Source organism: Pseudomonas sp. HMSC066A08 (genome assembly GCF_001813025.1).
Taxonomy (GTDB): domain Bacteria; phylum Pseudomonadota; class Gammaproteobacteria; order Pseudomonadales; family Pseudomonadaceae; genus Pseudomonas; species Pseudomonas aeruginosa.
Map to the genome: position 1 here is coordinate 107563 of NZ_KV811280.1, position 20628 is coordinate 128190.

Annotated in this window: 20 protein-coding genes; 14 read left to right on the plus strand and 6 right to left on the minus strand. The window is 65.1% G+C overall.

Annotated elements, in window-relative coordinates; translation table 11 throughout:
• Positions 1 to 10 precede the first annotated feature (10 nt).
• The 7 genes from HMPREF2886_RS06175 (at position 11) to hisC (ending at position 5764) form a co-directional block, all read left to right on the plus strand.
• On the plus strand, positions 11 to 658 hold the full coding sequence (locus HMPREF2886_RS06175; RefSeq protein ID WP_003094337.1) for an MlaC/ttg2D family ABC transporter substrate-binding protein: 648 nt from the start codon (positions 11 to 13) through the stop codon (positions 656 to 658).
• Positions 655 to 963, plus strand: a complete 309-nt coding sequence (locus HMPREF2886_RS06180) for an STAS domain-containing protein (protein WP_033970530.1) — start codon at positions 655 to 657, stop codon at positions 961 to 963. Before HMPREF2886_RS06175 ends, HMPREF2886_RS06180 begins: the two co-directional genes overlap by 4 nt.
• Before the next feature lie 116 nt (positions 964 to 1079).
• The gene (locus HMPREF2886_RS06185; RefSeq protein ID WP_003094334.1) at positions 1080 to 1319 is read left to right on the plus strand and encodes a BolA family protein; all 240 of its coding nucleotides are present in this window, start codon (positions 1080 to 1082) and stop codon (positions 1317 to 1319) included.
• Between the two features lie 20 nt (positions 1320 to 1339).
• A complete protein-coding gene (murA, locus tag HMPREF2886_RS06190) occupies positions 1340 to 2605 on the plus strand; it encodes a UDP-N-acetylglucosamine 1-carboxyvinyltransferase (protein ID WP_003094332.1) in 1266 nt (421 codons plus the stop codon).
• Between the two features lie 17 nt (positions 2606 to 2622).
• Complete coding sequence (gene hisG / locus HMPREF2886_RS06195) at positions 2623 to 3258, plus strand: ATP phosphoribosyltransferase (protein ID WP_003094331.1); 636 nt, start codon at positions 2623 to 2625, stop codon at positions 3256 to 3258.
• 125 nt (positions 3259 to 3383) lie between these two features.
• Positions 3384 to 4706, plus strand: coding sequence for a histidinol dehydrogenase (gene hisD / locus HMPREF2886_RS06200; RefSeq protein WP_033970531.1), 1323 nt, complete (start codon positions 3384 to 3386; stop codon positions 4704 to 4706).
• 2 nt (positions 4707 to 4708) lie between these two features.
• On the plus strand, positions 4709 to 5764 hold the full coding sequence (hisC, locus tag HMPREF2886_RS06205; protein WP_033976418.1) for a histidinol-phosphate transaminase: 1056 nt from the start codon (positions 4709 to 4711) through the stop codon (positions 5762 to 5764).
• 42 nt (positions 5765 to 5806) lie between these two features.
• Here hisC and algW read toward each other — a convergent pair whose 3' ends face one another.
• Complete coding sequence (algW, locus tag HMPREF2886_RS06210) at positions 5807 to 6976, minus strand: Do family serine endopeptidase AlgW (protein WP_033970535.1); 1170 nt, start codon at positions 6974 to 6976, stop codon at positions 5807 to 5809.
• Between the two features lie 116 nt (positions 6977 to 7092).
• Between algW and HMPREF2886_RS06215 the strand changes: the two genes are divergently transcribed.
• On the plus strand, positions 7093 to 7851 hold the full coding sequence (locus HMPREF2886_RS06215) for a Nif3-like dinuclear metal center hexameric protein (RefSeq protein ID WP_033970537.1): 759 nt from the start codon (positions 7093 to 7095) through the stop codon (positions 7849 to 7851).
• Here the strand turns inward: HMPREF2886_RS06215 and mltB are convergent.
• Positions 7838 to 8941, minus strand: a complete 1104-nt coding sequence (mltB, locus tag HMPREF2886_RS06220; RefSeq protein ID WP_033970539.1) for a lytic murein transglycosylase B — start codon at positions 8939 to 8941, stop codon at positions 7838 to 7840. The two genes, HMPREF2886_RS06215 and mltB, sit on opposite strands and share 14 nt — an antisense overlap.
• A 343-nt stretch (positions 8942 to 9284) precedes the next feature.
• Here mltB and cysD point away from each other — a divergent pair, with 343 nt between their 5' ends.
• Together cysD and cysN are read left to right on the plus strand one after the other, a co-directional pair.
• Positions 9285 to 10202, plus strand: coding sequence for a sulfate adenylyltransferase subunit CysD (gene cysD / locus HMPREF2886_RS06225; protein WP_033970541.1), 918 nt, complete (start codon positions 9285 to 9287; stop codon positions 10200 to 10202).
• A gap of 11 nt (positions 10203 to 10213) precedes the next feature.
• Complete coding sequence (gene cysN, locus HMPREF2886_RS06230; protein ID WP_033970542.1) at positions 10214 to 12115, plus strand: sulfate adenylyltransferase subunit CysN; 1902 nt, start codon at positions 10214 to 10216, stop codon at positions 12113 to 12115.
• 73 nt (positions 12116 to 12188) lie between these two features.
• On the opposite strand, the gene HMPREF2886_RS06235 is transcribed toward cysN, so the two are convergent.
• Positions 12189 to 12635, minus strand: coding sequence for a Z-ring associated ZapG family protein (locus HMPREF2886_RS06235; protein ID WP_003094304.1), 447 nt, complete (start codon positions 12633 to 12635; stop codon positions 12189 to 12191).
• Positions 12636 to 12779: 144 nt separating this feature from the next.
• On the opposite strand from HMPREF2886_RS06235, the gene HMPREF2886_RS06240 reads away from it, so the two are divergent.
• The 3 genes from HMPREF2886_RS06240 (at position 12780) to zapE (ending at position 16012) form a co-directional block, all read left to right on the plus strand.
• Positions 12780 to 13409 (plus strand): alpha/beta hydrolase, encoded by a 630-nt coding sequence (locus HMPREF2886_RS06240; RefSeq protein WP_033976420.1) that lies wholly within the window; start codon positions 12780 to 12782, stop codon positions 13407 to 13409.
• Positions 13410 to 13476: 67 nt separating this feature from the next.
• Positions 13477 to 14823 carry a tryptophan--tRNA ligase gene (locus tag HMPREF2886_RS06245; protein WP_033970543.1) on the plus strand — a complete coding sequence of 449 codons (1347 nt, stop codon included), beginning with the start codon at positions 13477 to 13479 and terminating at the stop codon, positions 14821 to 14823.
• Between the two features lie 94 nt (positions 14824 to 14917).
• The gene (gene zapE, locus HMPREF2886_RS06250) at positions 14918 to 16012 is read left to right on the plus strand and encodes a cell division protein ZapE (protein ID WP_003094297.1); all 1095 of its coding nucleotides are present in this window, start codon (positions 14918 to 14920) and stop codon (positions 16010 to 16012) included.
• Positions 16013 to 16075: 63 nt separating this feature from the next.
• Here zapE and HMPREF2886_RS06255 read toward each other — a convergent pair whose 3' ends face one another.
• The gene (locus HMPREF2886_RS06255) at positions 16076 to 17038 is read right to left on the minus strand and encodes a hypothetical protein (protein ID WP_033970545.1); all 963 of its coding nucleotides are present in this window, start codon (positions 17036 to 17038) and stop codon (positions 16076 to 16078) included.
• Between the two features lie 158 nt (positions 17039 to 17196).
• Entirely contained in the window at positions 17197 to 18096 is a 900-nt protein-coding gene (locus HMPREF2886_RS06260; protein WP_003120906.1) for a GlxA family transcriptional regulator, read from the minus strand.
• Positions 18097 to 18349: 253 nt separating this feature from the next.
• On the opposite strand from HMPREF2886_RS06260, the gene HMPREF2886_RS06265 reads away from it, so the two are divergent.
• On the plus strand, positions 18350 to 19495 hold the full coding sequence (locus HMPREF2886_RS06265; protein ID WP_003120905.1) for an acyl-CoA dehydrogenase family protein: 1146 nt from the start codon (positions 18350 to 18352) through the stop codon (positions 19493 to 19495).
• Between the two features lie 84 nt (positions 19496 to 19579).
• On the opposite strand, the gene HMPREF2886_RS06270 is transcribed toward HMPREF2886_RS06265, so the two are convergent.
• Positions 19580 to 20617, minus strand: coding sequence for an NADP(H)-dependent aldo-keto reductase (locus HMPREF2886_RS06270; protein WP_033970547.1), 1038 nt, complete (start codon positions 20615 to 20617; stop codon positions 19580 to 19582).
• Positions 20618 to 20628 lie beyond the last annotated feature (11 nt).

The window sequence follows — 20628 nt, forward strand, 5'->3', positions numbered from 1 at the left end:
GTTTTCTTCCATGCTGACTCTTCTGCGTCGCGGCCTGCTGGTGTTCCTGGCGGCTTTCCCGCTGCTTTCCATGGCGGCGCCGACCCCGCAACAGGTGGTGCAGGGCACGGTCGACGAACTGCTTTCCGACATCAAGGCCAACAAGGCCGCCTACAAGGCCGATCCGCAAAAGCTCTACGCCACTCTCGACCGTATCCTCGGGCCGGTGGTCGATGCCGAGGGCATCGCCAAGAGCGTGATGACCGTCAAGTACTCGCGCCAGGCCTCTCCCGAGCAGATCAAGCGCTTCGAGGAAGTGTTCAAGAACAGCCTGATGCAGTTCTACGGTAACGCGCTGCTCGAATACGACAACCAGGACATCCGCGTGCTGCCCAGCTCGGCCAAGCCGAGCGACGATCGTGCCAGCGTCAACATGGAGATCCGTGACAGCAAGGGCACGGTCTATCCCGTCTCCTACACCATGACCAACCTGGCCGGTGGCTGGAAGGTCCGCAACGTGATCATCAACGGCATCAACATCGGCAAGCTGTTCCGCGACCAGTTCGCCGACACCATGCAGAAGAACCGCAACGACCTCGAGAAGACCATCGCCGGCTGGGGCGAGGTGGTCGCCAAGGCCAAGGAAACCGCGAAAGCGGAAGAGGCCGGGGCGAAATGAGCCAGGCCAGCCTGCGCGAAGGCGCGGCCGGCGAACTGCAGCTCGCCGGCGTGCTCGACTACAGCAGCGGGCCGGCGTTGCGCGAGCAGGGCGGTCGGCTGATCCGCACCAGCCCGGCGGCGGAACTGGTTGTCGACTGTTCGGCGGTGGAGCGCTCCAGCAGCGTGGGCATTTCCCTGTTGCTGGCCTTCATGCGCGACGCGCGCAAGGCCGGCAAGGTCCTGAGCGTCAGGGCGTTGCCGGACGACATGCGGGAGATTGCCAAGGTCAGCAGCCTTCTGGAGATCCTGCCGTTGCAGGAATGACCGGCCGGCGGAACGAGCGGCCCTCCGTCTGCGCGTCCCTTCCTGGGGTTCGCAGGCGGGGGGCTTTTTTGTATGATGGCCGACCGTGCGCGTAGGGCGCCCGATTGAGGTTGAGCATGCAGGCCGAAGACGTTAAGAGCCTTCTCCAGGAGAAACTCCCCGGCACCCAGGTGGAAGTCGAGGGCGAAGGGTGCAATTTCCAACTGAATCTGATCAGCGACGAACTGGCCGGCCAGAGCCCGGTCAAGCGTCAGCAGCAGGTCTACGCCCATTTGAACGCCTGGATCGCCGATGGCAGCATCCATGCCGTCACCATGAAATTCTTCAGCCGCGCCGCCTGGGCCGAGCGTTCCTGAGCCCACGGGGGATCATTGCAATGGATAAACTGATTATTACCGGCGGTAACCGCCTCGATGGCGAAATCCGCATTTCCGGCGCGAAGAACTCGGCGCTGCCGATCCTGGCCGCGACCCTGCTGGCCGATACTCCGGTCACCGTCTGCAACCTGCCGCACCTGCACGACATTACCACCATGATCGAACTGTTCGGCCGCATGGGCGTGCAGCCGATCATCGACGAGAAGCTCAACGTCGAAGTCGACGCCAGCAGCATCAAGACCCTGGTCGCGCCGTACGAACTGGTGAAGACCATGCGTGCCTCGATCCTGGTGCTGGGCCCGATGCTGGCGCGCTTCGGCGAGGCCGAAGTGGCCCTGCCGGGCGGTTGCGCGATCGGTTCGCGTCCGGTCGACCTGCATATCCGCGGTCTCGAGGCCATGGGCGCGCAGATCGAGGTCGAAGGCGGCTACATCAAGGCCAAGGCGCCGGCCGGCGGCCTGCGTGGCGGTCACTTCTTCTTCGATACCGTCAGCGTGACCGGCACCGAGAACCTGATGATGGCCGCCGCGCTGGCCAACGGCCGCACCGTGCTGCAGAACGCCGCTCGCGAGCCGGAGGTGGTCGACCTGGCCAACTGCCTGAACGCCATGGGCGCCAACGTCCAGGGCGCTGGCTCCGATACCATCGTCATCGAGGGCGTGAAGCGCCTCGGCGGCGCTCGCTACGACGTACTGCCCGACCGTATCGAGACCGGCACCTACCTGGTGGCCGCGGCCGCGACCGGCGGCCGGGTGAAGTTGAAGGATACCGACCCGACCATCCTCGAGGCGGTCCTGCAGAAGCTGGAAGAGGCCGGTGCCCACATCAGCACCGGCAGCAACTGGATCGAGCTGGACATGAAGGGCAACCGGCCGAAGGCGGTCAACGTGCGCACCGCGCCGTACCCGGCGTTCCCCACCGACATGCAGGCCCAGTTCATCTCCATGAACGCGGTTGCCGAAGGCACCGGCGCGGTCATCGAGACGGTCTTCGAGAACCGCTTCATGCATGTCTACGAAATGAACCGCATGGGCGCGCAAATCCTCGTCGAAGGCAACACCGCCATCGTCACCGGCGTACCCAAGCTCAAGGGCGCTCCGGTCATGGCGACCGACCTGCGCGCATCCGCGAGCCTGGTGATCGCGGGCCTGGTGGCCGAAGGCGACACCCTGATCGACCGCATCTACCACATCGACCGTGGCTACGAGTGCATCGAAGAGAAACTCCAGCTGCTCGGCGCCAAGATCCGCCGCGTACCGGGCTAGCGGAGGCTGTCGCGCAAATGCTGACCATCGCCTTGTCCAAGGGCCGGATTCTCGACGATACCCTGCCGCTGCTCGCAGCGGCGGGCATCGTGCCGTCGGAGAACCCGGACAAGAGCCGCAAGCTGATCATCCCGACGTCCCTGCCCGATGTGCGCCTGCTCATCGTACGCGCCACCGACGTACCGACCTACGTCGAGCATGGTGCCGCCGATCTCGGCGTGGCCGGCAAGGACGTGCTGATGGAGTACGGCGGCCAGGGACTCTACGAACCGCTGGACCTGCGTATCGCCAACTGCAAGCTGATGACCGCCGGCGCCATTGGCGCGCCTGAACCCAAGGGACGCCTGCGGGTGGCCACCAAGTTCGTCAATGTCGCCAAGCGCTACTACGCCGAGCAGGGCCGCCAGGTCGACGTGATCAAGCTGTACGGCTCGATGGAGCTGGCGCCGCTGGTCGGGCTCGCCGACAAGATCATCGACGTCGTGGATACCGGCAACACCCTGCGCGCCAACGGCCTGGAGCCCCAGGAGCTGATCGCCACGATCAGCTCGCGCCTGGTGGTCAACAAGGCCTCGATGAAGATGCAGCACGGCCGCATCCAGTCGCTGATCGATACCCTGCGCGACGCCGTCGAGGCGCGACACCGTCACTGATACCCGTGCGGCTCCGCGCCGCACCTGCCTATCCGTGTCATAGCCAAATTTTCTCGGGTGCCCGCACGGTGGGCTTGGTAGTCTAGCGGCGCCCGAGACAACGCCATCCATAAAAGAGGCTCGCTATGACCGCTCCCTTCGTTATCCGTCGACTCAATGCCGCTGATCCGGACTTCGGGCGTCATCTGGATCATCTGCTGAGCTGGGAAAGTGTCTCCGACGACTCGGTCAACCAGCGCGTCCTCGACATCATCGCCGCCGTACGCAGCCGTGGCGACGCCGCCGTGGTGGAGTTCACCCAGCGCTTCGACGGCCTCCAGGCCGCCTCGATGGCCGACCTGATCCTGCCGCGCGAGCGCCTGGAGCTGGCTCTCACCCGTATCACCGTAGCCCAGCGCGAAGCCCTGGAAGTCGCCGCCGAGCGCGTGCGCAGCTACCACGAGAAGCAGAAGCAGGGTTCCTGGCGCTACACCGAGGCCGATGGCACGGTACTCGGCCAGCAGGTCACCCCGCTGGACCGCGCCGGGCTCTATGTGCCGGGCGGCAAGGCCTCCTACCCGTCCTCGGTGCTGATGAACGCGATCCCGGCCAAGGTTGCCGGGGTGTCCGAAGTGGTCATGGTCGTACCGACCCCGCGCGGCGAGATCAACGAGATCGTCCTCGCCGCCGCCTGCATCGCCGGCGTCGACCGTGTCTTCACCATCGGCGGGGCGCAGGCCGTGGCCGCGTTGGCCTACGGCACCGAAAGCGTGCCGCGGGTGGACAAGATCGTCGGCCCCGGCAACATCTACGTGGCTACCGCCAAGCGTCACGTGTTCGGCCAGGTCGGCATCGACATGATCGCCGGTCCCTCGGAAATCCTCGTGGTCTGCGATGGCCAGACCGATCCCGACTGGATCGCCATGGACCTGTTCTCCCAGGCCGAACACGACGAAGACGCCCAGTCGATCCTGGTCAGTCCGGACGCGGCGTTCCTGGACCGCGTCGCGGACAGCATCGCTCGCCTGCTGCCGACCATGGAGCGCGCCGAGATCATCCGCACCTCCCTGGAGGGGCGCGGCGCGCTGATCCAGGTCGCCGACCAGGCCCAGGCCTGTGCGGTCGCCAACCGCATCGCCCCGGAACACCTGGAGCTGTCGGTGGCCGATCCGGAAAGCTGGCTGCCGGAGATCCGCCATGCCGGCGCGATCTTCATGGGCCGCTACACTGCCGAGGCCCTGGGCGATTACTGCGCCGGCCCGAACCACGTGTTGCCGACCTCCGGTACCGCGCGTTTCTCTTCGCCGCTGGGGGTATATGACTTCCAGAAGCGTTCGTCGATCATCAACTGCTCGGCCGAGGGCGCTTCGGTCCTCGGTCGCACCGCCTCGGTGCTGGCTCGCGGCGAGTCGTTGACCGCCCACGCGCGTAGTGCCGAATACCGCATCCTCGACGAGAAGGAGGCCTGAGCATGAGCAAATTCTGGAGTCCCTTCGTCAAGGACCTGGTGCCCTATGTGCCGGGCGAGCAGCCGAAGCTGTCGCGGCTGGTCAAGCTGAACACCAACGAGAATCCCTACGGTCCGTCGCCACTGGCGCTCGCCGCGATGCAGGCGGAACTCAACGACGACCTGCGCCTGTATCCCGATCCCAACGGCGAGCGGTTGAAGCAGGCGGTCGCCGCGCACTACGGCGTACAGGCCAACCAGGTGTTCGTCGGCAACGGCTCCGACGAGGTGCTGGCGCACATTTTCCATGGCCTGTTCCAACACGACCTGCCGCTGCTGTTCCCGGACGTGACCTACAGCTTCTACCCGGTCTATTGCGGCCTGTACGGGATCGCGCACGAGAAGATCGCGCTGGATGAAAGGTTCCGCATCCGCGTCGAAGACTACGCGCGGCCCAACGGCGGAATCATCTTCCCCAATCCGAACGCGCCGACCGGCTGCCTGCTGCCGTTGGACGCCATCGAAGCGATGCTGAAGGCGTCGCCGGATTCGGTGGTGGTGGTCGACGAGGCCTATGTCGACTTCGGCGGGGAGAGCGCCATCGCCCTGGTCGATCGCTACCCGAACCTGCTGGTCACCCAGACGCTGTCCAAGTCGCGCTCCCTGGCCGGCCTGCGGGTCGGCCTGGCGGTCGGCCATGCCGATCTGGTCGAGGCGCTGGAGCGGATCAAGAACAGCTTCAATTCCTACCCGCTGGATCGCCTGGCGATCGCCGGCGCGGCGGCGGCTTTCGAGGACGACGCCTATTTCCGTCGGACCTGCCAGGCAGTGATCGATAGCCGCGAGGCGTTGAGCGCCTCTTTACAGGCGCTGGGCTTCGAGGTGCTACCGTCGGCCGCCAACTTCGTCTTCGCCCGTCATCCGCGGCACGATGCCGGGCAGATCGCCTCGACCCTGCGCGAGCAGGGAGTGATCGTCCGCCATTTCAAGCAGGCGCGGATCGACCAGTTCCTGCGTATCACCATCGGCAGTCCGGAGCAGAACCAGGCGCTACTGGACGCCCTGCACTTCCTGAAGTGATACGAAAACGGCGCCCGAGGGCGCCGTTTTCAATGGCGGGGATCACTCGCCGCCGTCCTGTTTCTGCTGTGGAGCCGGTGTCGGCGGCGGACGCAGGCCGACCTCGGCGGTCAGGTTGACCTTCTGTCCGTTGCGCAGCACCACGATGCTGATCTTCTGTCCCGGACGGGTGCGCGCCACCTGGTTCATCGAGCGGCGGCCGTCGCTGGCTTCCTGCTTGTCGATGGTCAGGATCACGTCGCCCGGCAGCAGGCCGCCGCGCGCCGCCGGGCCGTCGCGATAGACACCGGCGACGACGATCCCGGCGGTTTCGCCGAGGCCCAGCGACTCCGCCAGTTCCGGGGTCAGCGCCTTGACCTCGACGCCGAGCCAGCCGCGGATCACCTGGCCGTGCTCGATGATCGACTGCATGACCTCCAGGGCCAGCTTGGTCGGGATGGCGAAGCCGATACCCTGGGAACCGCCGGACTTGGAGAAGATCGCCGTGTTGATGCCGATCAGGTTGCCGGCAGCGTCCACCAGTGCGCCACCGGAGTTGCCGGGGTTGATCGCCGCGTCGGTCTGGATGAAGTCTTCGTAGGTGTTCAGGCCGAGCTGGTTGCGTCCGGTGGCGCTGATGATGCCCATGGTCACGGTCTGGCCGACGCCGAACGGGTTGCCGATGGCGAGGCAGACGTCGCCGGTGCGAATGCCGTCGGAGCGGCCGAGGGTCATCGCCGGCAGGTTCTTAAGGTCGATCTTCAGCACGGCCAGGTCGGTTTCCGGGTCGCTGCCGACCAACTGGGCGATGGTCTCGCGGCCGTCGCGCAAGGCCACGATGATCTGGTCGGCACCAGCGGTCACGTGGTTGTTGGTCAGCAGGTAACCTTCCGCGCTCATGATCACCGCCGAGCCGAGGCTCGACTCCATGCGCTTCTGTTGTGGCAGGTTGTCGCCGAAGAAGCGGCGGAACATCGGGTCGTCGAACAGGGGGTGGGAGGGCTTGCTGACCATCTTGGTGGTGTACAGGTTGGCCACTGCCGGAGCCGCTCGACTCACCGCGTTGGCATAGGACACCGGGCCTTCCTGCAGGCGGCTGAGCAGAGGCGCCTGCTCGACGTGCACCTCCTGGCGTGGCAGGCCGACCAGCTCGGGGTTGTGCTGGATGATCAGCAGGGCCAGCAGCACGCCGACCAGCACGGGCCAGCCGAGGAAACGCAGGGCCTTGGGCATCGGGAAAGTCCTTGGGGTTGCGAGGCCGAAAAGCGGCCGATAAGGTGGCGCCCATTATAGGGGGAAGCCGTCCATTAGAGGAGCGGCGCGCCCTGCCTGAATGAAGAGGAATTTGCATGGCTATCGCCCTGAACACCCTGGTCGAAGAGGCCGACCGTTATCTGGATGCCGCGCGCATCCAGGACTACTGCCCGAACGGCCTGCAGGTCGAAGGCCGGCCGCAGGTGCGGCGGATCGTCAGCGGGGTCACTGCCAGCCAGGCGCTGCTGGATGCTGCCGTGGAGGCCGACGCGGACGTGGTGCTGGTGCATCACGGCTACTTCTGGAAGGGCGAGAACCCGTGTCTGGTCGGCATGAAGCAGCGGCGCCTGAAGACCCTGCTGAACAACGATATCAGTCTGCTCGCTTACCACCTGCCGCTGGATTTGCACCCGGAGGTGGGCAACAACGTGCAGCTCGCCCGGCAGCTCGGCTTCGACGTGGAAGGGCCGTTGGAACCGGGCGATCCGCGCTCCATCGTTCTCCTCGGTTCGCTTGCCGAGCCGATGCAGCCTGCCGATTTCGCCCGCCATGTGCGTGATGCGCTGGGGCGCGAGCCGCTTCTGGTCGACGCCGGGCAGCCGATCCGGCGCATTGCCTGGTGCACCGGCGGCGCCCAGGGCTATATCGACCAGGCGATCGCCGCTGGCGTCGATGCCTACCTGACCGGCGAGGTTTCCGAGCAGACCGTGCACAGCGCGCGGGAGAACGGCATCAGCTTCATCGCCGCCGGACACCATGCCACCGAGCGCTACGGGGTACAGGCGCTGGGCGACTACCTGGGCAAGCGCTTCGCCATCGAGCACTTGTTCATCGACTGTCCTAATCCTGCCTGACGACGGAGCGGTGACGCACCCGGTCGACTTCCTTGCCCAGTTCCCAGACGGCCATCGCGTAGTGGGTGCTGTGGTTGTAGCGGGTGATCACGTAGAAGTTCGGCAGGCCGTACCAGTACTGGTAGTTCCTGCCCATGTCCAGGCGCAGCAGGCTGGCTTGCCGGTGGCCGCCGAGCGGACCCTGCGGGCGCAGTCCGGCGGAAGCGAGCACGTCCAGCGGGTACAGCGTCTTGAAGCCATCCTCCAGCGAGGGCGCCCGGCCGCTGGCGGGAACCGCCACGCGATCGCCGCTGACCCAGCCGTGCTGCTTGAAATAGTTGGCGACGCTGCCGATGGCGTCACGCGGATTCCACAGGTCGATATGCCCATCGCCATCGAAGTCCACCGCGTACTTGGTGAATGAAGACGGCATGAACTGGCCGTAACCCATGGCGCCGGCATAGGAACCGCGCAGGGCCAGCGGGTCGGTGCCTTCCTTGCGCGCCTGGAGGAGGAATTGCTCCAGTTCGCCGCTGAAGAATTCCGCGCGGCGAGGGTAGGAGAAGGACAGGGTGGACAGCGCATCGATGATCCGTGTCTTGCCCATCACACGCCCCCAGCGGGTTTCCACGCCGATGATGCCGACGATGATCTCCGGCGGCACGCCGTAGACGCGCGATGCCCGTTGCAGGTCGGCTTCGTATTGGTCCCAGAACAGCACGCCGTTCTGTACGTTGCCCGGCGTGACGAACTTCTTCCGGTAGCGCAGCCAGGCGCCGTTCGGTCCGCTGGGTGGGGTATAGGTCGGGGCTTGCCGGTCCATCAGGCGGATCACCCAGTCCAGGCGCTGGGTCTGGGCGAACAGGTCGTGCAGTTGCTGGCGGTTGAAACCGTGCTGGCTGACCATCCTGTCGATGAAGCGCTGTGCCGCCGGATTGTTCGCGTAATCGCCGCGCAACGGCAGTATCGGTTGCACCGACTGGCGTACGGGGCGGGGTGAAATGACGGTGCGGGCCTGGGGTTTGGCGGCGGATTTCGGTGGTGGCGTCGGTTCGCTGCTGCATGCTGAGACCAGAAGGAACAGGGGCAGGGCGAGGGCGGTACGGCGCATCTGGGGTCTTCTTGGCGGAATGACGATGCCCGCTATGCTAGCGCAGTGCCGCTGGCGTACAAGTCGAGCCGCCGAAAGGGGGCGGACCGTCTGCTCGCGGTCGCGGCGACGGCTTTGTCCGGTCCGGGACGACGCCGTCACAGCTTTGTCCGCCCGGTCTGCGAAACGCCCCTGGAAAACCTCTCGACATCAGTGTTTGCGCCGGCTGCGAGGCTGAGCGCGGATGGCTATATGGGTATATTTTTTCGGTATAAATGGCGAATCTTTTAGAGCCTTGCGCTGTGATAGAGTGCGCGTTCGTCTACGGCCCGACGGCCGTCCATAAGCAATTCCGTGAGTAGCCATGGTCGACAAACTGACGCACCTGAAACAGCTGGAGGCGGAAAGCATCCACATCATCCGCGAGGTGGCCGCCGAGTTCGATAACCCGGTGATGCTGTACTCGATCGGCAAGGATTCCGCGGTCATGCTGCACCTGGCCCGCAAGGCCTTCTTCCCCGGCAAGCTGCCCTTCCCGGTGATGCACGTGGACACCCGCTGGAAATTCCAGGAGATGTACAGGTTCCGTGATCGAATGGTCGAGGAAATGGGCCTGGACCTGATCACCCACGTCAACCCGGACGGCGTCGCCCAGGGCATCAACCCGTTCACCCACGGCAGCGCCAAGCACACCGACGTGATGAAGACCGAGGGACTCAAGCAGGCCCTGGACAAGTACGGTTTCGACGCTGCCTTCGGCGGCGCGCGCCGCGACGAGGAGAAGTCGCGGGCCAAGGAACGGGTCTATTCGTTCCGCGACGGCAAGCACCGCTGGGACCCGAAGAACCAGCGTCCCGAGTTGTGGAACATCTACAACGGCAAGGTGAAGAAGGGCGAGTCGATCCGCGTCTTCCCGCTGTCCAACTGGACCGAGCTGGACATCTGGCAATACATCTACCTGGAAGGCATCCCGATCGTCCCGCTGTACTTCGCTGCCGAGCGCGAGGTTATCGAGAAGAACGGCACGTTGATCATGATCGACGACGAGCGCATCCTCGAGCATCTCTCTGACGAAGAGAAAGCCCGCATCGAGAAGCGCATGGTGCGCTTCCGTACCCTCGGCTGCTACCCGCTCACCGGCGCGGTCGAGTCCAGCGCCACCACGCTGCCGGAAATCATCCAGGAAATGCTCCTGACGCGTACTTCCGAACGCCAGGGCCGGGTCATCGACCATGACCAGGCCGGTTCGATGGAAGAAAAGAAACGTCAGGGCTATTTCTGAGGATACGCAGCATGTCTCATCAATCCGATCTGATCAGCGAGGACATCCTCGCCTACCTGGGGCAGCACGAACGCAAGGAACTGCTGCGCTTCCTTACCTGCGGCAACGTCGATGACGGCAAGAGCACCCTGATCGGGCGCCTGCTGCACGACTCCAAGATGATCTACGAGGATCACCTGGAGGCCATCACCCGCGACTCGAAGAAAGTCGGCACCACGGGCGACGACGTCGACCTGGCGCTGCTGGTCGACGGCCTGCAGGCCGAGCGCGAGCAGGGCATCACCATCGACGTGGCGTACCGCTACTTCAGCACCGCCAAGCGCAAGTTCATCATCGCCGACACGCCCGGCCATGAGCAGTACACCCGCAACATGGCTACCGGTGCCTCGACCTGCGACCTGGCGATCATCCTGATCGATGCCCGCTACGGTGTGCAGACCCAGACCCGCCGGCACAGTTTCATCGCGTCCCTGCTGGGTATCCGGCATATCGTGGTCGCCATCAACAAGATGGACCTGAAGGACTTCGACCAGGGTGTCTTCGAACAGATCAAGGCCGACTACCTGGCCTTTGCCGAGAAGATCGGTCTGAAGACCAGTTCGCTGCACTTCGTGCCGATGTCGGCGCTCAAGGGCGACAACGTGGTCAACAAGTCCGAGCGTTCGCCCTGGTACGCCGGCCAGTCGCTGATGGAAATCCTCGAAACCGTCGAGATCGCCGCCGACCGCAACCTCGATGACATGCGCTTCCCGGTGCAGTACGTGAACCGGCCGAACCTGAACTTCCGCGGTTTCGCCGGCACCCTGGCCAGCGGCGTGGTGCGCAAGGGCGACGAAGTGGTGGCATTGCCGTCCGGCAAGGGCAGCAAGGTGAAATCCATCGTCACCTTCGAGGGCGAACTGGAGCAGGCCGGTCCCGGCCAGGCCGTCACCCTGACCCTGGAAGACGAGATCGACGTTTCCCGCGGCGACATGCTGGTGCATGCCGACAATCGCCCGCTGGTCACCGACGGCTTCGATGCCATGCTGGTGTGGATGGCCGAGGAGCCGATGCTTCCGGGCAAGAAGTACGATATCAAGCGCGCTACCAGCTATGTGCCGGGTTCGATTCCGAGCATCGTCCACAAGGTGGACGTGAATACCCTGGAGCGGACCCCGGGCAGCGAGCTGAAGCTGAACGAGATTGCCAGGGTCAAGGTCAGCCTGGACGCGCCCATCGCGCTCGATGGCTATGAGCAGAATCGCACCACTGGCGCCTTCATCGTCATCGATCGCCTGACCAACGGCACCGTTGGTGCCGGCATGATCATCTCCGCTCCGCCGGCGGCCCATGGCAGCAGTGCACATCACGGCTCGAATGCCCATGTGACGCGCGAGGAGCGTGCCGGCCGCTTCGGCCAGCAGCCGGCGACCGTACTGTTCAGCGGCCTCTCCGGCGCCGGAAAGAGCACCCTGGCCTATGCCGTGGAGCGCAAGTTGTTCGATATGGGCCGCGCGGTCTACGTGCTGGACGGGCAGAACCTGCGCCACGACCTGAACAAGGGGTTGCCGCAGGACCGCGCCGGACGCACCGAGAACTGGCTGCGTACCGCCCATGTCGCCAAGCAGTTCAACGAGGCCGGGTTGATCAGCCTCTGCGCCTTCGTCGCGCCGAGCGCGGAAGGGCGCGAGCAGGCCAGGGCGCTGATCGGCGCCGAGCGCCTGATCACCGTCTATGTGCAGGCGTCGCCGCAGGTTTGCCGCGAACGCGACCCACAGGGACTGTACGCGGCGGGACAGGACAACATCCCCGGCGAGTCCTTCCCTTACGACGTGCCGCTGGATGCCGACCTGGTAATCGATACCCAGGCGCTGAGCGTCGAGGACGGCGTGAAGCAGGTGCTCGACCTGTTGCGCGAACGCCAGGCGATCTGATCGTCTCGCAGCCATGAAAAAGCCCCGCGGATGCGGGGCTTTTTCATGGGCGTCGGCAGGTTCGCGCAGCGCGTCAGTACTTGCCTTTCAGGCCGTAGGTGGCGTCGAGGGTGCCGGGGCTGTCCGGGCTCTTCGGCGCATAGTCCTTCGGCACTTCGCCGGAGGCCGGCGGAGTCAGGCGCTCGCGGCGCTCGGCCGGGTAGGCCTCGTCGGCATGCAGCGCGGCCAGCAGGCGCTGGCGGGTCTGTTCGTCCAGGGCCAGGCGCTGGGCGCCGTCGGAGAGGTGCTCCTGCACGTCCTGGTAGCTCTGGGTCAGCTTCTTCACGAGGCTGGCGGTGGTGTTGAAATGGGTCACGACTTCGCGCTGATAGCTGTCGAAGCGGTCCTGCAGGTCGTCCATCTGGCGTTGCACCTTGTTCGGCGCGGCGTTGGGCAGCAGGCGAGCGATCAGAAAACCGATGGCGACCCCGGCGACCAGGGCGAGGGCCGGCAGCAGCCAGGCGGTGAGCGACTGTTCCACGCGAATCCTTCCTCTATAGACGGCTTTGCTTTACGTTAACGGCTTGAGTCCGAGCTGTATACCACGGCACGCGAGTAAGTGCCTGTGTCGCTTGGAGTAATCTGCTAGACGAGTCGACCCGAGCCGGGGTCACGGAGTTCCTGTTTGTCTACCCGCGAAATCCCTGTATCCATCGATGGCCCCTGCGGGCCGCTGGAAGCCCTGCACCTCGATCTGCCCGATGCCCGCGGCATCGCCCTGGTCTGCCATCCGCACCCGCTGTTCGCCGGCACCATGCAGAACAAGGTGGTCGCCACTCTGCAACGCAGCGCCCGCGATGCCGGCCTGGCGACCCTGCGTTTCAACTTCCGGGGCGTTGGCCAGAGCGCCGGCAGCTATGGCGAGGGGATCGGCGAGATCGACGACGCCGAGGCCGCCGCGCGCTGGTTGCTGGCACGCCATCCGGGGCTGCCGCTGACACTGATGGGCTTTTCCTTCGGCTCCTGCGTTGCCGGCAATCTGGCGGGTCGCCTGGAAGCGGAGGGCGTCGGGCTGGCGCGGCTGTTCATGATCGCACCGCCGGTGGAGCGCTTCGCGGTCAACCTGCCTGCGCGCTGCCCGCTGACCGTGGTGCAGCCGGAGGACGACGACGTGGTCACGCCGGCCGCGGTATATGCCTGGAGCGAGTCCCTGGCACGACCGCACGAGCTGTTGCGGGTGGCAGAAAGCGGACATTTCTTCCATGGCAAGCTGATCGACCTGAAGGACCTGCTGCTGCCACGCCTGCAGGACTGACGTCGTCGCGCCGGCCCTGCTACCATCCGGCGCGCCATTCTTTTCTTTGCCTGACATCTGGTATCGCATGACTACTCGTATCCTGACCGGCATCACTCCTACCGGCACTCCGCACCTGGGCAACTACGCCGGCGCCATCCGCCCGGCGATCCTCGCCAGCCGTCGGAGCGACGTGGATTCGTTCTACTTCCTGGCGGACTACCACGCCTTGATCAAGTGCGACGATCCCGCTCGTATCCAGCGCTCGCGCCTGGAAATCGCCGCGACCTGGCTGGCCGGCGGCCTGGACGTCGAGCGTGCGACCTTCTACCGGCAGTCGGACATCCCCGAGATTCCCGAACTGACCTGGCTGCTCACATGCGTCAGTGCCAAGGGACTGCTCAACCGCGCGCATGCCTACAAGGCCGCGGTGGACCGCAATGTCGAGGCCGGCGAAGACCCGGACGCCGGCGTGACCATGGGCCTCTACAGCTATCCGGTGCTGATGGCCGCGGACATCCTGATGTTCAACGCGCACAAGATCCCGGTCGGCCGCGACCAGGTGCAGCACGTGGAGATGGCCCGCGACATCGGCCAGCGTTTCAACCACCTGTTCGGCAACGGCCGCGAGTTCTTCGTCCTGCCCGAAGCGGTGATCGAGGAAAACGTCGCCACCCTGCCGGGCCTGGACGGGCGCAAGATGTCCAAGAGCTACGACAACACCATTCCACTGTTCAGCCCGTCCAGGCAGCTCAAGGACGCCATCGCACGCATCGTCACCGACTCGCGCGCGCCGGGCGAGCCGAAGGACCCGGACAGTTCGCACCTGTTCCTTCTTTACTCGGCCTTCGCCAGCGCCGAACAGGTCGCCGCGTTCCGTCAGGAACTGCTCGACGGCCTGGCCTGGGGCGAAGCCAAGCAGCGCCTGTTCCAGTTGCTCGACAACGAACTGGGCGAGGCTCGCGAGCGTTACCAGGCGCTGATCGCCAAGCCGGACGATATCGAGGACATTCTCCTCGCCGGTGCCGCCAAGGCGCGCCGCATCGCCACTCCATTCATTGCCGAGTTGCGCGAGGCAGTCGGCCTGCGCTCCCTGCGCGAGCCGCTGAAAAGTCCCGAGAGCGGCAAGAAGAAGGCCGCCAAGGCTGCGCGCCTGGTCAGCTTCCGCGACGACGACGGCAGCTTCCGCTTCCGCCTGCTGGACGCCGCCGGCGAACAGCTGCTGCTGTCCCGCGCCTTCGCCGACGGCAAGGCCGCCGGTGCGGTGAGCAAGCGCCTGCTGGCTGGCGAGACTGCCGACCTGCGGGCCGAGGGCAATGCCTTTGGCCTGTGGCTGGATGGCGAGGCGGTGGCGCAGAGCCCGGCCTTCGCCGATGCCGCCGCCCGTGACGCCGCCATCGAGCGCACCCGCGAAGCGCTGGCACCGCAGGAGTAAGCAGCCCCGGTGCATCCTCGACGGATGGCCGATTGCCAAGAGACGGGGTCGTCGCTAAAGTGACGGCCCCGTTTTCGTTGCATTGCTACCGATCATGACGCCCCTCGAGCGCTACCAGGCCGATCTCCAACGCCCCGATTTCTTCCACGATGCCGCACAGGCGAATGCCGTGAAGCATCTGCAACGCCTCTACGATGACCTGGTCGCCGCCGACCACGCCAAGCCCGGCCTGTTCGGCAAGCTGCTCGGCAGGAAGTCCGGCGGGCCGGTGAAGGGCCTGTATTTCTGGGGCGGCGTCGGCCGTGGCAAGACCTACCTGGTGGACACTTTCTTCGAGTCGCTGCCGTTCGAGCAGAAGGTGCGCACGCACTTCCACCGCTTCATGAAGCGGGTGCACGAAGAACTGAAGACCCTCAAGGGTGAGAAGAACCCGCTGACCATCATCGGCAAGCGCTTCGCCGACGAGGCGCGGGTGATCTGCTTCGACGAATTCTTCGTCTCCGACATCACCGATGCGATGATCCTCGCCACCCTGCTGGAAGAGCTGTTCAAGAACGGCGTGAGCCTGGTGGCGACCTCCAACATCGTGCCGGACGGCCTGTACAAGGACGGCCTGCAACGCGCCCGTTTCCTGCCGGCGATCGCCCTGCTCAAGGAGCATACCGAGATCGTCAATGTCGATAGCGGCGTCGACTATCGCCTGCGCGCGCTGGAGCAGGCCGAGCTGTTCCACTGGCCGCTCAGCGAACAGGTCGAGGAGGAGATGGCGCGCAGCTTCAAGGCCCTGACCCCGGACTGTGCCAAGGCCCAGCGCGACGAGGCGCTGATGATCGAGAACCGCGAGATCCGCGCGCGCCTGACCTGCGACGACGTGGCCTGGTTCGAATTCCGTGAGCTGTGCGACGGCCCGCGTAGCCAGAACGATTACATCGAGCTGGCGAAGATCTTCCACGCCGTGCTGATCTCCAACGTCGAGCAGATGGGCGTCACCAAGGACGATATGGCGCGACGTTTCATCAACCTGGTGGATGAGTTCTACGACCGCAGCGTCAAGCTGATCATCTCCGCCGAGGTCGAGCTCAAGGATCTCTACAGCGGTGGCCGGCTGGAGTTCGAATTCCAGCGCACCCTCAGTCGTCTGCTGGAAATGCAGTCCCACGAATACCTGACGCGTCCGCACCGGCCCTGATATGGGGCGGAAACGAGAAAGGGGTTGCCGATGGCAACCCTTTTTTCATGGACGCGCGGCGTTTCAGCGCAGCGCGGTGTTCTGCTCGAAGCCGGCGAGGAGCTTCTTCGCGTGGGCCACTTCGAGGGCTTCCATGGCGTTGATCGGCTTGATCGCCACGGCCTGCTTCAGTTGGGCGATGGCCTTCTCGCGCTCGTCGTCGCCGTATACGTAGGTCAGGGCGTTGGCGTACTCGTAGTGGCCGATCGGCAGGTCGTTGGCCTGGCGGAAGGAGCGGGCGAAGTACTGCTCCATCTTGTCTGCGCTGACCCCGTAGGTCATCTTGCCGACCAGCTTGCCGACCTTGCGGATCACTCCCGCCTCGTAGCCGCCGTAGAGTGCCAGGGCGAACGGCTGGTTGGGTTGCCTGGCCAGGAGGGCGTCCAGTTCCTTGGGGATCTCGCTGGTATAGCCGCGCTTGAGCACTACCGGTACCGATAGCTCCTCGGCCAGGCGCGCCTTGGCGTAGACGCTGCCGAACTGGGCGACGATATCGGCCTTGACCAGCGGGCCGGCCTGATCGGTGTAGTCGATGACCTCTTCGAGCAGGCGCTGTTTCTCCGCCTGGTCGGGAGCCAGGAACATGGCGTAGAGCACCTGGGCGAACATCGCCGGTACCTGGCCGCCGACTCCCAGGGCCAGTCCCTGCTCCTTGGCCTTGGCGTAGTCGCCGCGGAACAGCAGGCGCCAGACATCCTGCAGGCGCGCCGCATACTGTGCGGCCTCTTCCGGCTTACCGGTGAAGCCGGTGCCGGCCTTCACGGTCTTTTCCAGGGCATCCGGATGGGCGGTCGCCATGTTCACCACCCAGTCGGCGTCCGGATAGGGATAGTCGCCGAAGCCGCGGGTCAGGCGCGGCCAGGCTTCCTTCAACTTGTCGCCTGGATAGTCATAGGCGCTCTGGTCGTAGGGGAAGGCTTTCCAGTTGTCGGCGGCCATAGCATTCATACCGAAGAGGGCCAGGAAGGCGAGCAGATAAAGGCGCATGGCAAAGGTCCGTTCTTGTCGTTGTTCGGAACGCCCGCGTCTGCGGCGGGCCTGCGGATTCATGAGAACCCGCGAAGGCCGACCTGGCTACCTATCCTAGGTTCTGTGGGAAAAGCGCCGGCGCCGATGCTGTTCGGGCTGCCCCGGCGATGTCCGGCTCAGCTTTCCTTCTGCATGAACTGGCGACGGTAATGGTGGGGAGAGAGTTCGGTGTGCTGGCGGAACAGGCGGGCGAAGAAGCTGGCGTCGTCGTAGCCGACCTCGTAGCTGATCGTCTTGATGCTCTTGCGCGTGCTCGAGAGCATGCCCTTGGCAGTCTCGATCCGCAGTCGCTGCAGGTAGTGCAGCGGCTTGTCGCCGGTGGCGGCCTGGAAGCGCCGCATGAAGTTGCGGATGCTCATGCCGTGGTCGCGGGCGACGTCCTCGAAACGGAACTTGTCGGCGAAGTGGTCTTCCAGCCATTGCTGGATCTGCAGGATCGTCGGGTCATGGTGCAGCTTCTGTCCGCCGAAGCCGATACGTCCCGGGGTGTAGCTGCGCTGTACTTCGTAGAGGGTATCCCGGGCTACCGCCTGGGCCACCGATCCGCCGCAGAAACGCTCGATCAGATAGATGTAGAGGTCGCAGGCGGAGGTGACGCCGCTGGCGCAGAACAGGTCGTCGGCATCGGTCAGGTGCTTCTCCTGATTGAGCAGCACGTTCGGGAAGCGTTCGGCGAATTCCCGATAGAAGCGCCAGTAGGTGGTCGCTTCCTTGCCATCCAGCAGGCCTGCCTGGGCCAGCCAGAAGACCCCGGTCGCCTCGCCGCAGAGGGCGGTTCCCTCGGCATGGCTGCGGCGCAACCAGGGAACGATTTGCGGATAGCGCCGTTCGAGCGCGTCGAAGTCGCCCCAGAAGGCTGGCAGGACCACGATATCGCAAGCGGCGAGGGGACCGTCGACGGCGATGCTGTCGCCGCTGAAGCTGCGTACCGGCTGGCCGTCGGGGCTGAGGATACGGGTGCGGAAGGCCGGCTGGAGGCCGAGGCCCTGCTGCTTGCCGTGGCGCAGGCTGGCCATGTGGAAGAAGTCCTTGGCCTGCATCAGGGTCGAGGCGAAGACGCCGTCGATGGCGACGATGCCGACATGTTTCAGCACCGGGGCGGATTGAGCGCGCATGGATTTTTATCGTTGTTGTGAGTAAGGGAAAGCGGTCAAAAGGCGGCTGGATCGTCTTATTTTTTGGCGCAACTGTCCAGTGCGTCGGTCGGGGCATTTCCCTACAGTCGAAGGCCTGCCGCGTGCAGCCAACCCGATCCCAGACCGTTTCCAGGTGACCACGATGATACCGAGAACCCTGTTCAGCTCCGACCACGAACTGTTTCGCGACAGCGTGCGCAAGTTCCTCGAACAGGAAGCCGTGCCTTTCCATCACCAATGGGAAAAGGATGGGCATGTCGACCGCGCGCTCTGGAACAAGGCCGGCGAGGCCGGAATGCTCTGTTCGCACCTGCCGGAAGAGTATGGCGGGATGGGCGCGGACTTCCTCTATAGCGCCGTGGTCATCGAAGAGATCGGTCGGGCCGGCCTGACCGGGATCGGTTTCTCCCTGCACTCGGACATCGCTGCGCCCTACATCCTCCACTACGGCAGCGAGGCGCTGAAGCGCAAGTACCTGCCGAAGCTGGTATCCGGCGAGATGGTCGCGGCCATCGCCATGACCGAGCCGGGGGCCGGTTCCGACCTGCAAGGGGTGAAGACCACGGCGGTACTGGATGGCGACGAGTACGTCATCAATGGCTCGAAGACCTTCATCACCAATGGCTTCCTCGCCGACCTGGTGATCGTGGTGGCGAAGACCGATCCGAAGGCTGGCGCCAAGGGCATAAGCCTGTTCGTGGTCGAGGCGGGTACGCCGGGCTTCAGCAAGGGCAAGCGCCTGGAGAAGGTCGGGATGAAGGCCCAGGACACCTCCGAGCTGTTCTTCCAGGATGTGCGGATTCCCCGGGAGAACCTGCTCGGCAAGGACGGCCAGGGATTCATCTACCTGATGCAGGAGCTGCCACAGGAGCGCCTGACCGTCGGTATCGGCGCGCTGGCGTCGGCCGAGGCGGCCCTGCAATGGACGCTCGACTACACTCGCGAGCGCAAGGCGTTCGGCAAGTCGGTGGCGGACTTCCAGAATACCCGCTTCAAGCTTGCCGAGATGGCTACCGAGATCCAGGTCGGCCGGGTCTTCGTCGATCGCTGCATGGAGCAGCATCTCCAGGGCAAGCTGGACGTACCCACCGCCGCCATGTGCAAGTACTGGACGACGGACCTGCAATGCAAGGTGCTCGACGAATGCGTGCAGTTGCACGGCGGCTATGGCTTCATGTGGGAATATCCGGTGGCGCGGGCCTGGGCCGATGCCCGGGTACAGCGGATCTACGCCGGTACCAACGAGATCATGAAGGAGATCATCGCGCGGGCCCTGTGAGGCGCTCCTGGTCACCGGGAGGGGCGGACGACCGCATCGCGCGGTTGTCCGCCGAACCCGCGGCAGCGCCAGGCTCCCGGAGCCTCAGGGGGCCGGGTTCGGTTGCTCCCGGTGGATCGCATCGATACCGGCGAGCACCTCCTCGTCCAGCCTCAGGTCGACGCTGCCGAGATTGGTTTCCAGCTGTTCCAGCGAGGTCGCGCCGATGATGTTGCTGGTCACGAACGGCCGCGAGGTGACGTAGGCCAGTGCCATCTGCGCCGGTTCCATTCCATGTTCTCGGGCCAGCGCCACGTAGCGCGCGCAGGCAGCTTCCGCCTGCGGGTTGGTGTAGCGGGTGAAGCGGCTGTAGAGACTGATGCGCGCGTTGGCCGGGCGGGCGCCGTCCGCGTACTTGCCGGAAAGCATGCCGAAGGCCATCGGCGAGTAGGCCAGCAGGCCGCACTGCTCGCGGATGGCGATTTCCGCCAGGCCTACCTCGAAGCTGCGGTTGAGCAGGTTGTAGGGGTTCTGGATCGATACCGCGCGCGGCCAGCCGCGCTCCTCGGCGAGCCTGAGGAAGGTCATGGTGCCCCAGGGCGTCTCGTTGGACAGGCCGATGTGGCGGATCTTGCCGGCGCGCACCTGCTCGTCGAGCACTTCCAGGGTTTCCTCCAGCGGTGTGAAGCTCTCTTCCTGGTGCTGGTAGCCGAGCTGGCCGAAGAAGTTGGTCCGCCGCTCCGGCCAATGCAACTGGTAGAGGTCCAGCCAGTCTGTCTGCAGGCGCTCCAAGCTGGCATCGAGGGCGGCGACGATGTGCTGGCGGTTGAACTTGAGGTTGCCGTCGCGCACATGGCTGATGCCGTTGCCGGGGCCGGCGATCTTGCTGGCGAGGATCCAGTCGGCGCGGTCGCCGCTGCGGCGGAACCAGTTGCCGATGATGCGCTCGGTGCTGGCGTAGGTCTCGGCGCGGGGCGGCACCGGATACATTTCGGCGGTATCCATGAAATTGATCCCGGCGGCCTTGGCCCTGGAGATCTGGGCGAAGGCGTCCTGCTCGCTGTTCTGCTCGCCCCAGGTCATGGTGCCGAGGCAGAGGGCGCTGACTTTCAGATCGGTGCGGCCGAGCGGGCGATACTCCATGCGGGTGTCCT

Coding starts and splice junctions, on each gene's coding strand:
- hisG (WP_003094331.1), top strand. CDS start 2,623: ATGCTGACCATCGCCTTGTCCAAGGGCCGGATTCTCGACGATACCCTG.
- HMPREF2886_RS06180 (WP_033970530.1), top strand. CDS start 655: ATGAGCCAGGCCAGCCTGCGCGAAGGCGCGGCCGGCGAACTGCAGCTC.
- HMPREF2886_RS06245 (WP_033970543.1), top strand. CDS start 13,477: ATGACTACTCGTATCCTGACCGGCATCACTCCTACCGGCACTCCGCAC.
- HMPREF2886_RS06270 (WP_033970547.1), bottom strand. CDS start 20,617: ATGGAGTATCGCCCGCTCGGCCGCACCGATCTGAAAGTCAGCGCCCTC.
- hisC (WP_033976418.1), top strand. CDS start 4,709: ATGAGCAAATTCTGGAGTCCCTTCGTCAAGGACCTGGTGCCCTATGTG.
- HMPREF2886_RS06175 (WP_003094337.1), top strand. CDS start 11: ATGCTGACTCTTCTGCGTCGCGGCCTGCTGGTGTTCCTGGCGGCTTTC.
- HMPREF2886_RS06215 (WP_033970537.1), top strand. CDS start 7,093: ATGGCTATCGCCCTGAACACCCTGGTCGAAGAGGCCGACCGTTATCTG.
- hisD (WP_033970531.1), top strand. CDS start 3,384: ATGACCGCTCCCTTCGTTATCCGTCGACTCAATGCCGCTGATCCGGAC.
- mltB (WP_033970539.1), bottom strand. CDS start 8,941: ATGCGCCGTACCGCCCTCGCCCTGCCCCTGTTCCTTCTGGTCTCAGCA.
- zapE (WP_003094297.1), top strand. CDS start 14,918: ATGACGCCCCTCGAGCGCTACCAGGCCGATCTCCAACGCCCCGATTTC.
- HMPREF2886_RS06260 (WP_003120906.1), bottom strand. CDS start 18,096: ATGGCCAGCCTGCGCCACGGCAAGCAGCAGGGCCTCGGCCTCCAGCCG.
- cysN (WP_033970542.1), top strand. CDS start 10,214: ATGTCTCATCAATCCGATCTGATCAGCGAGGACATCCTCGCCTACCTG.
- cysD (WP_033970541.1), top strand. CDS start 9,285: ATGGTCGACAAACTGACGCACCTGAAACAGCTGGAGGCGGAAAGCATC.
- murA (WP_003094332.1), top strand. CDS start 1,340: ATGGATAAACTGATTATTACCGGCGGTAACCGCCTCGATGGCGAAATC.
- HMPREF2886_RS06185 (WP_003094334.1), top strand. CDS start 1,080: ATGCAGGCCGAAGACGTTAAGAGCCTTCTCCAGGAGAAACTCCCCGGC.
- HMPREF2886_RS06255 (WP_033970545.1), bottom strand. CDS start 17,038: ATGCGCCTTTATCTGCTCGCCTTCCTGGCCCTCTTCGGTATGAATGCT.
- algW (WP_033970535.1), bottom strand. CDS start 6,976: ATGCCCAAGGCCCTGCGTTTCCTCGGCTGGCCCGTGCTGGTCGGCGTG.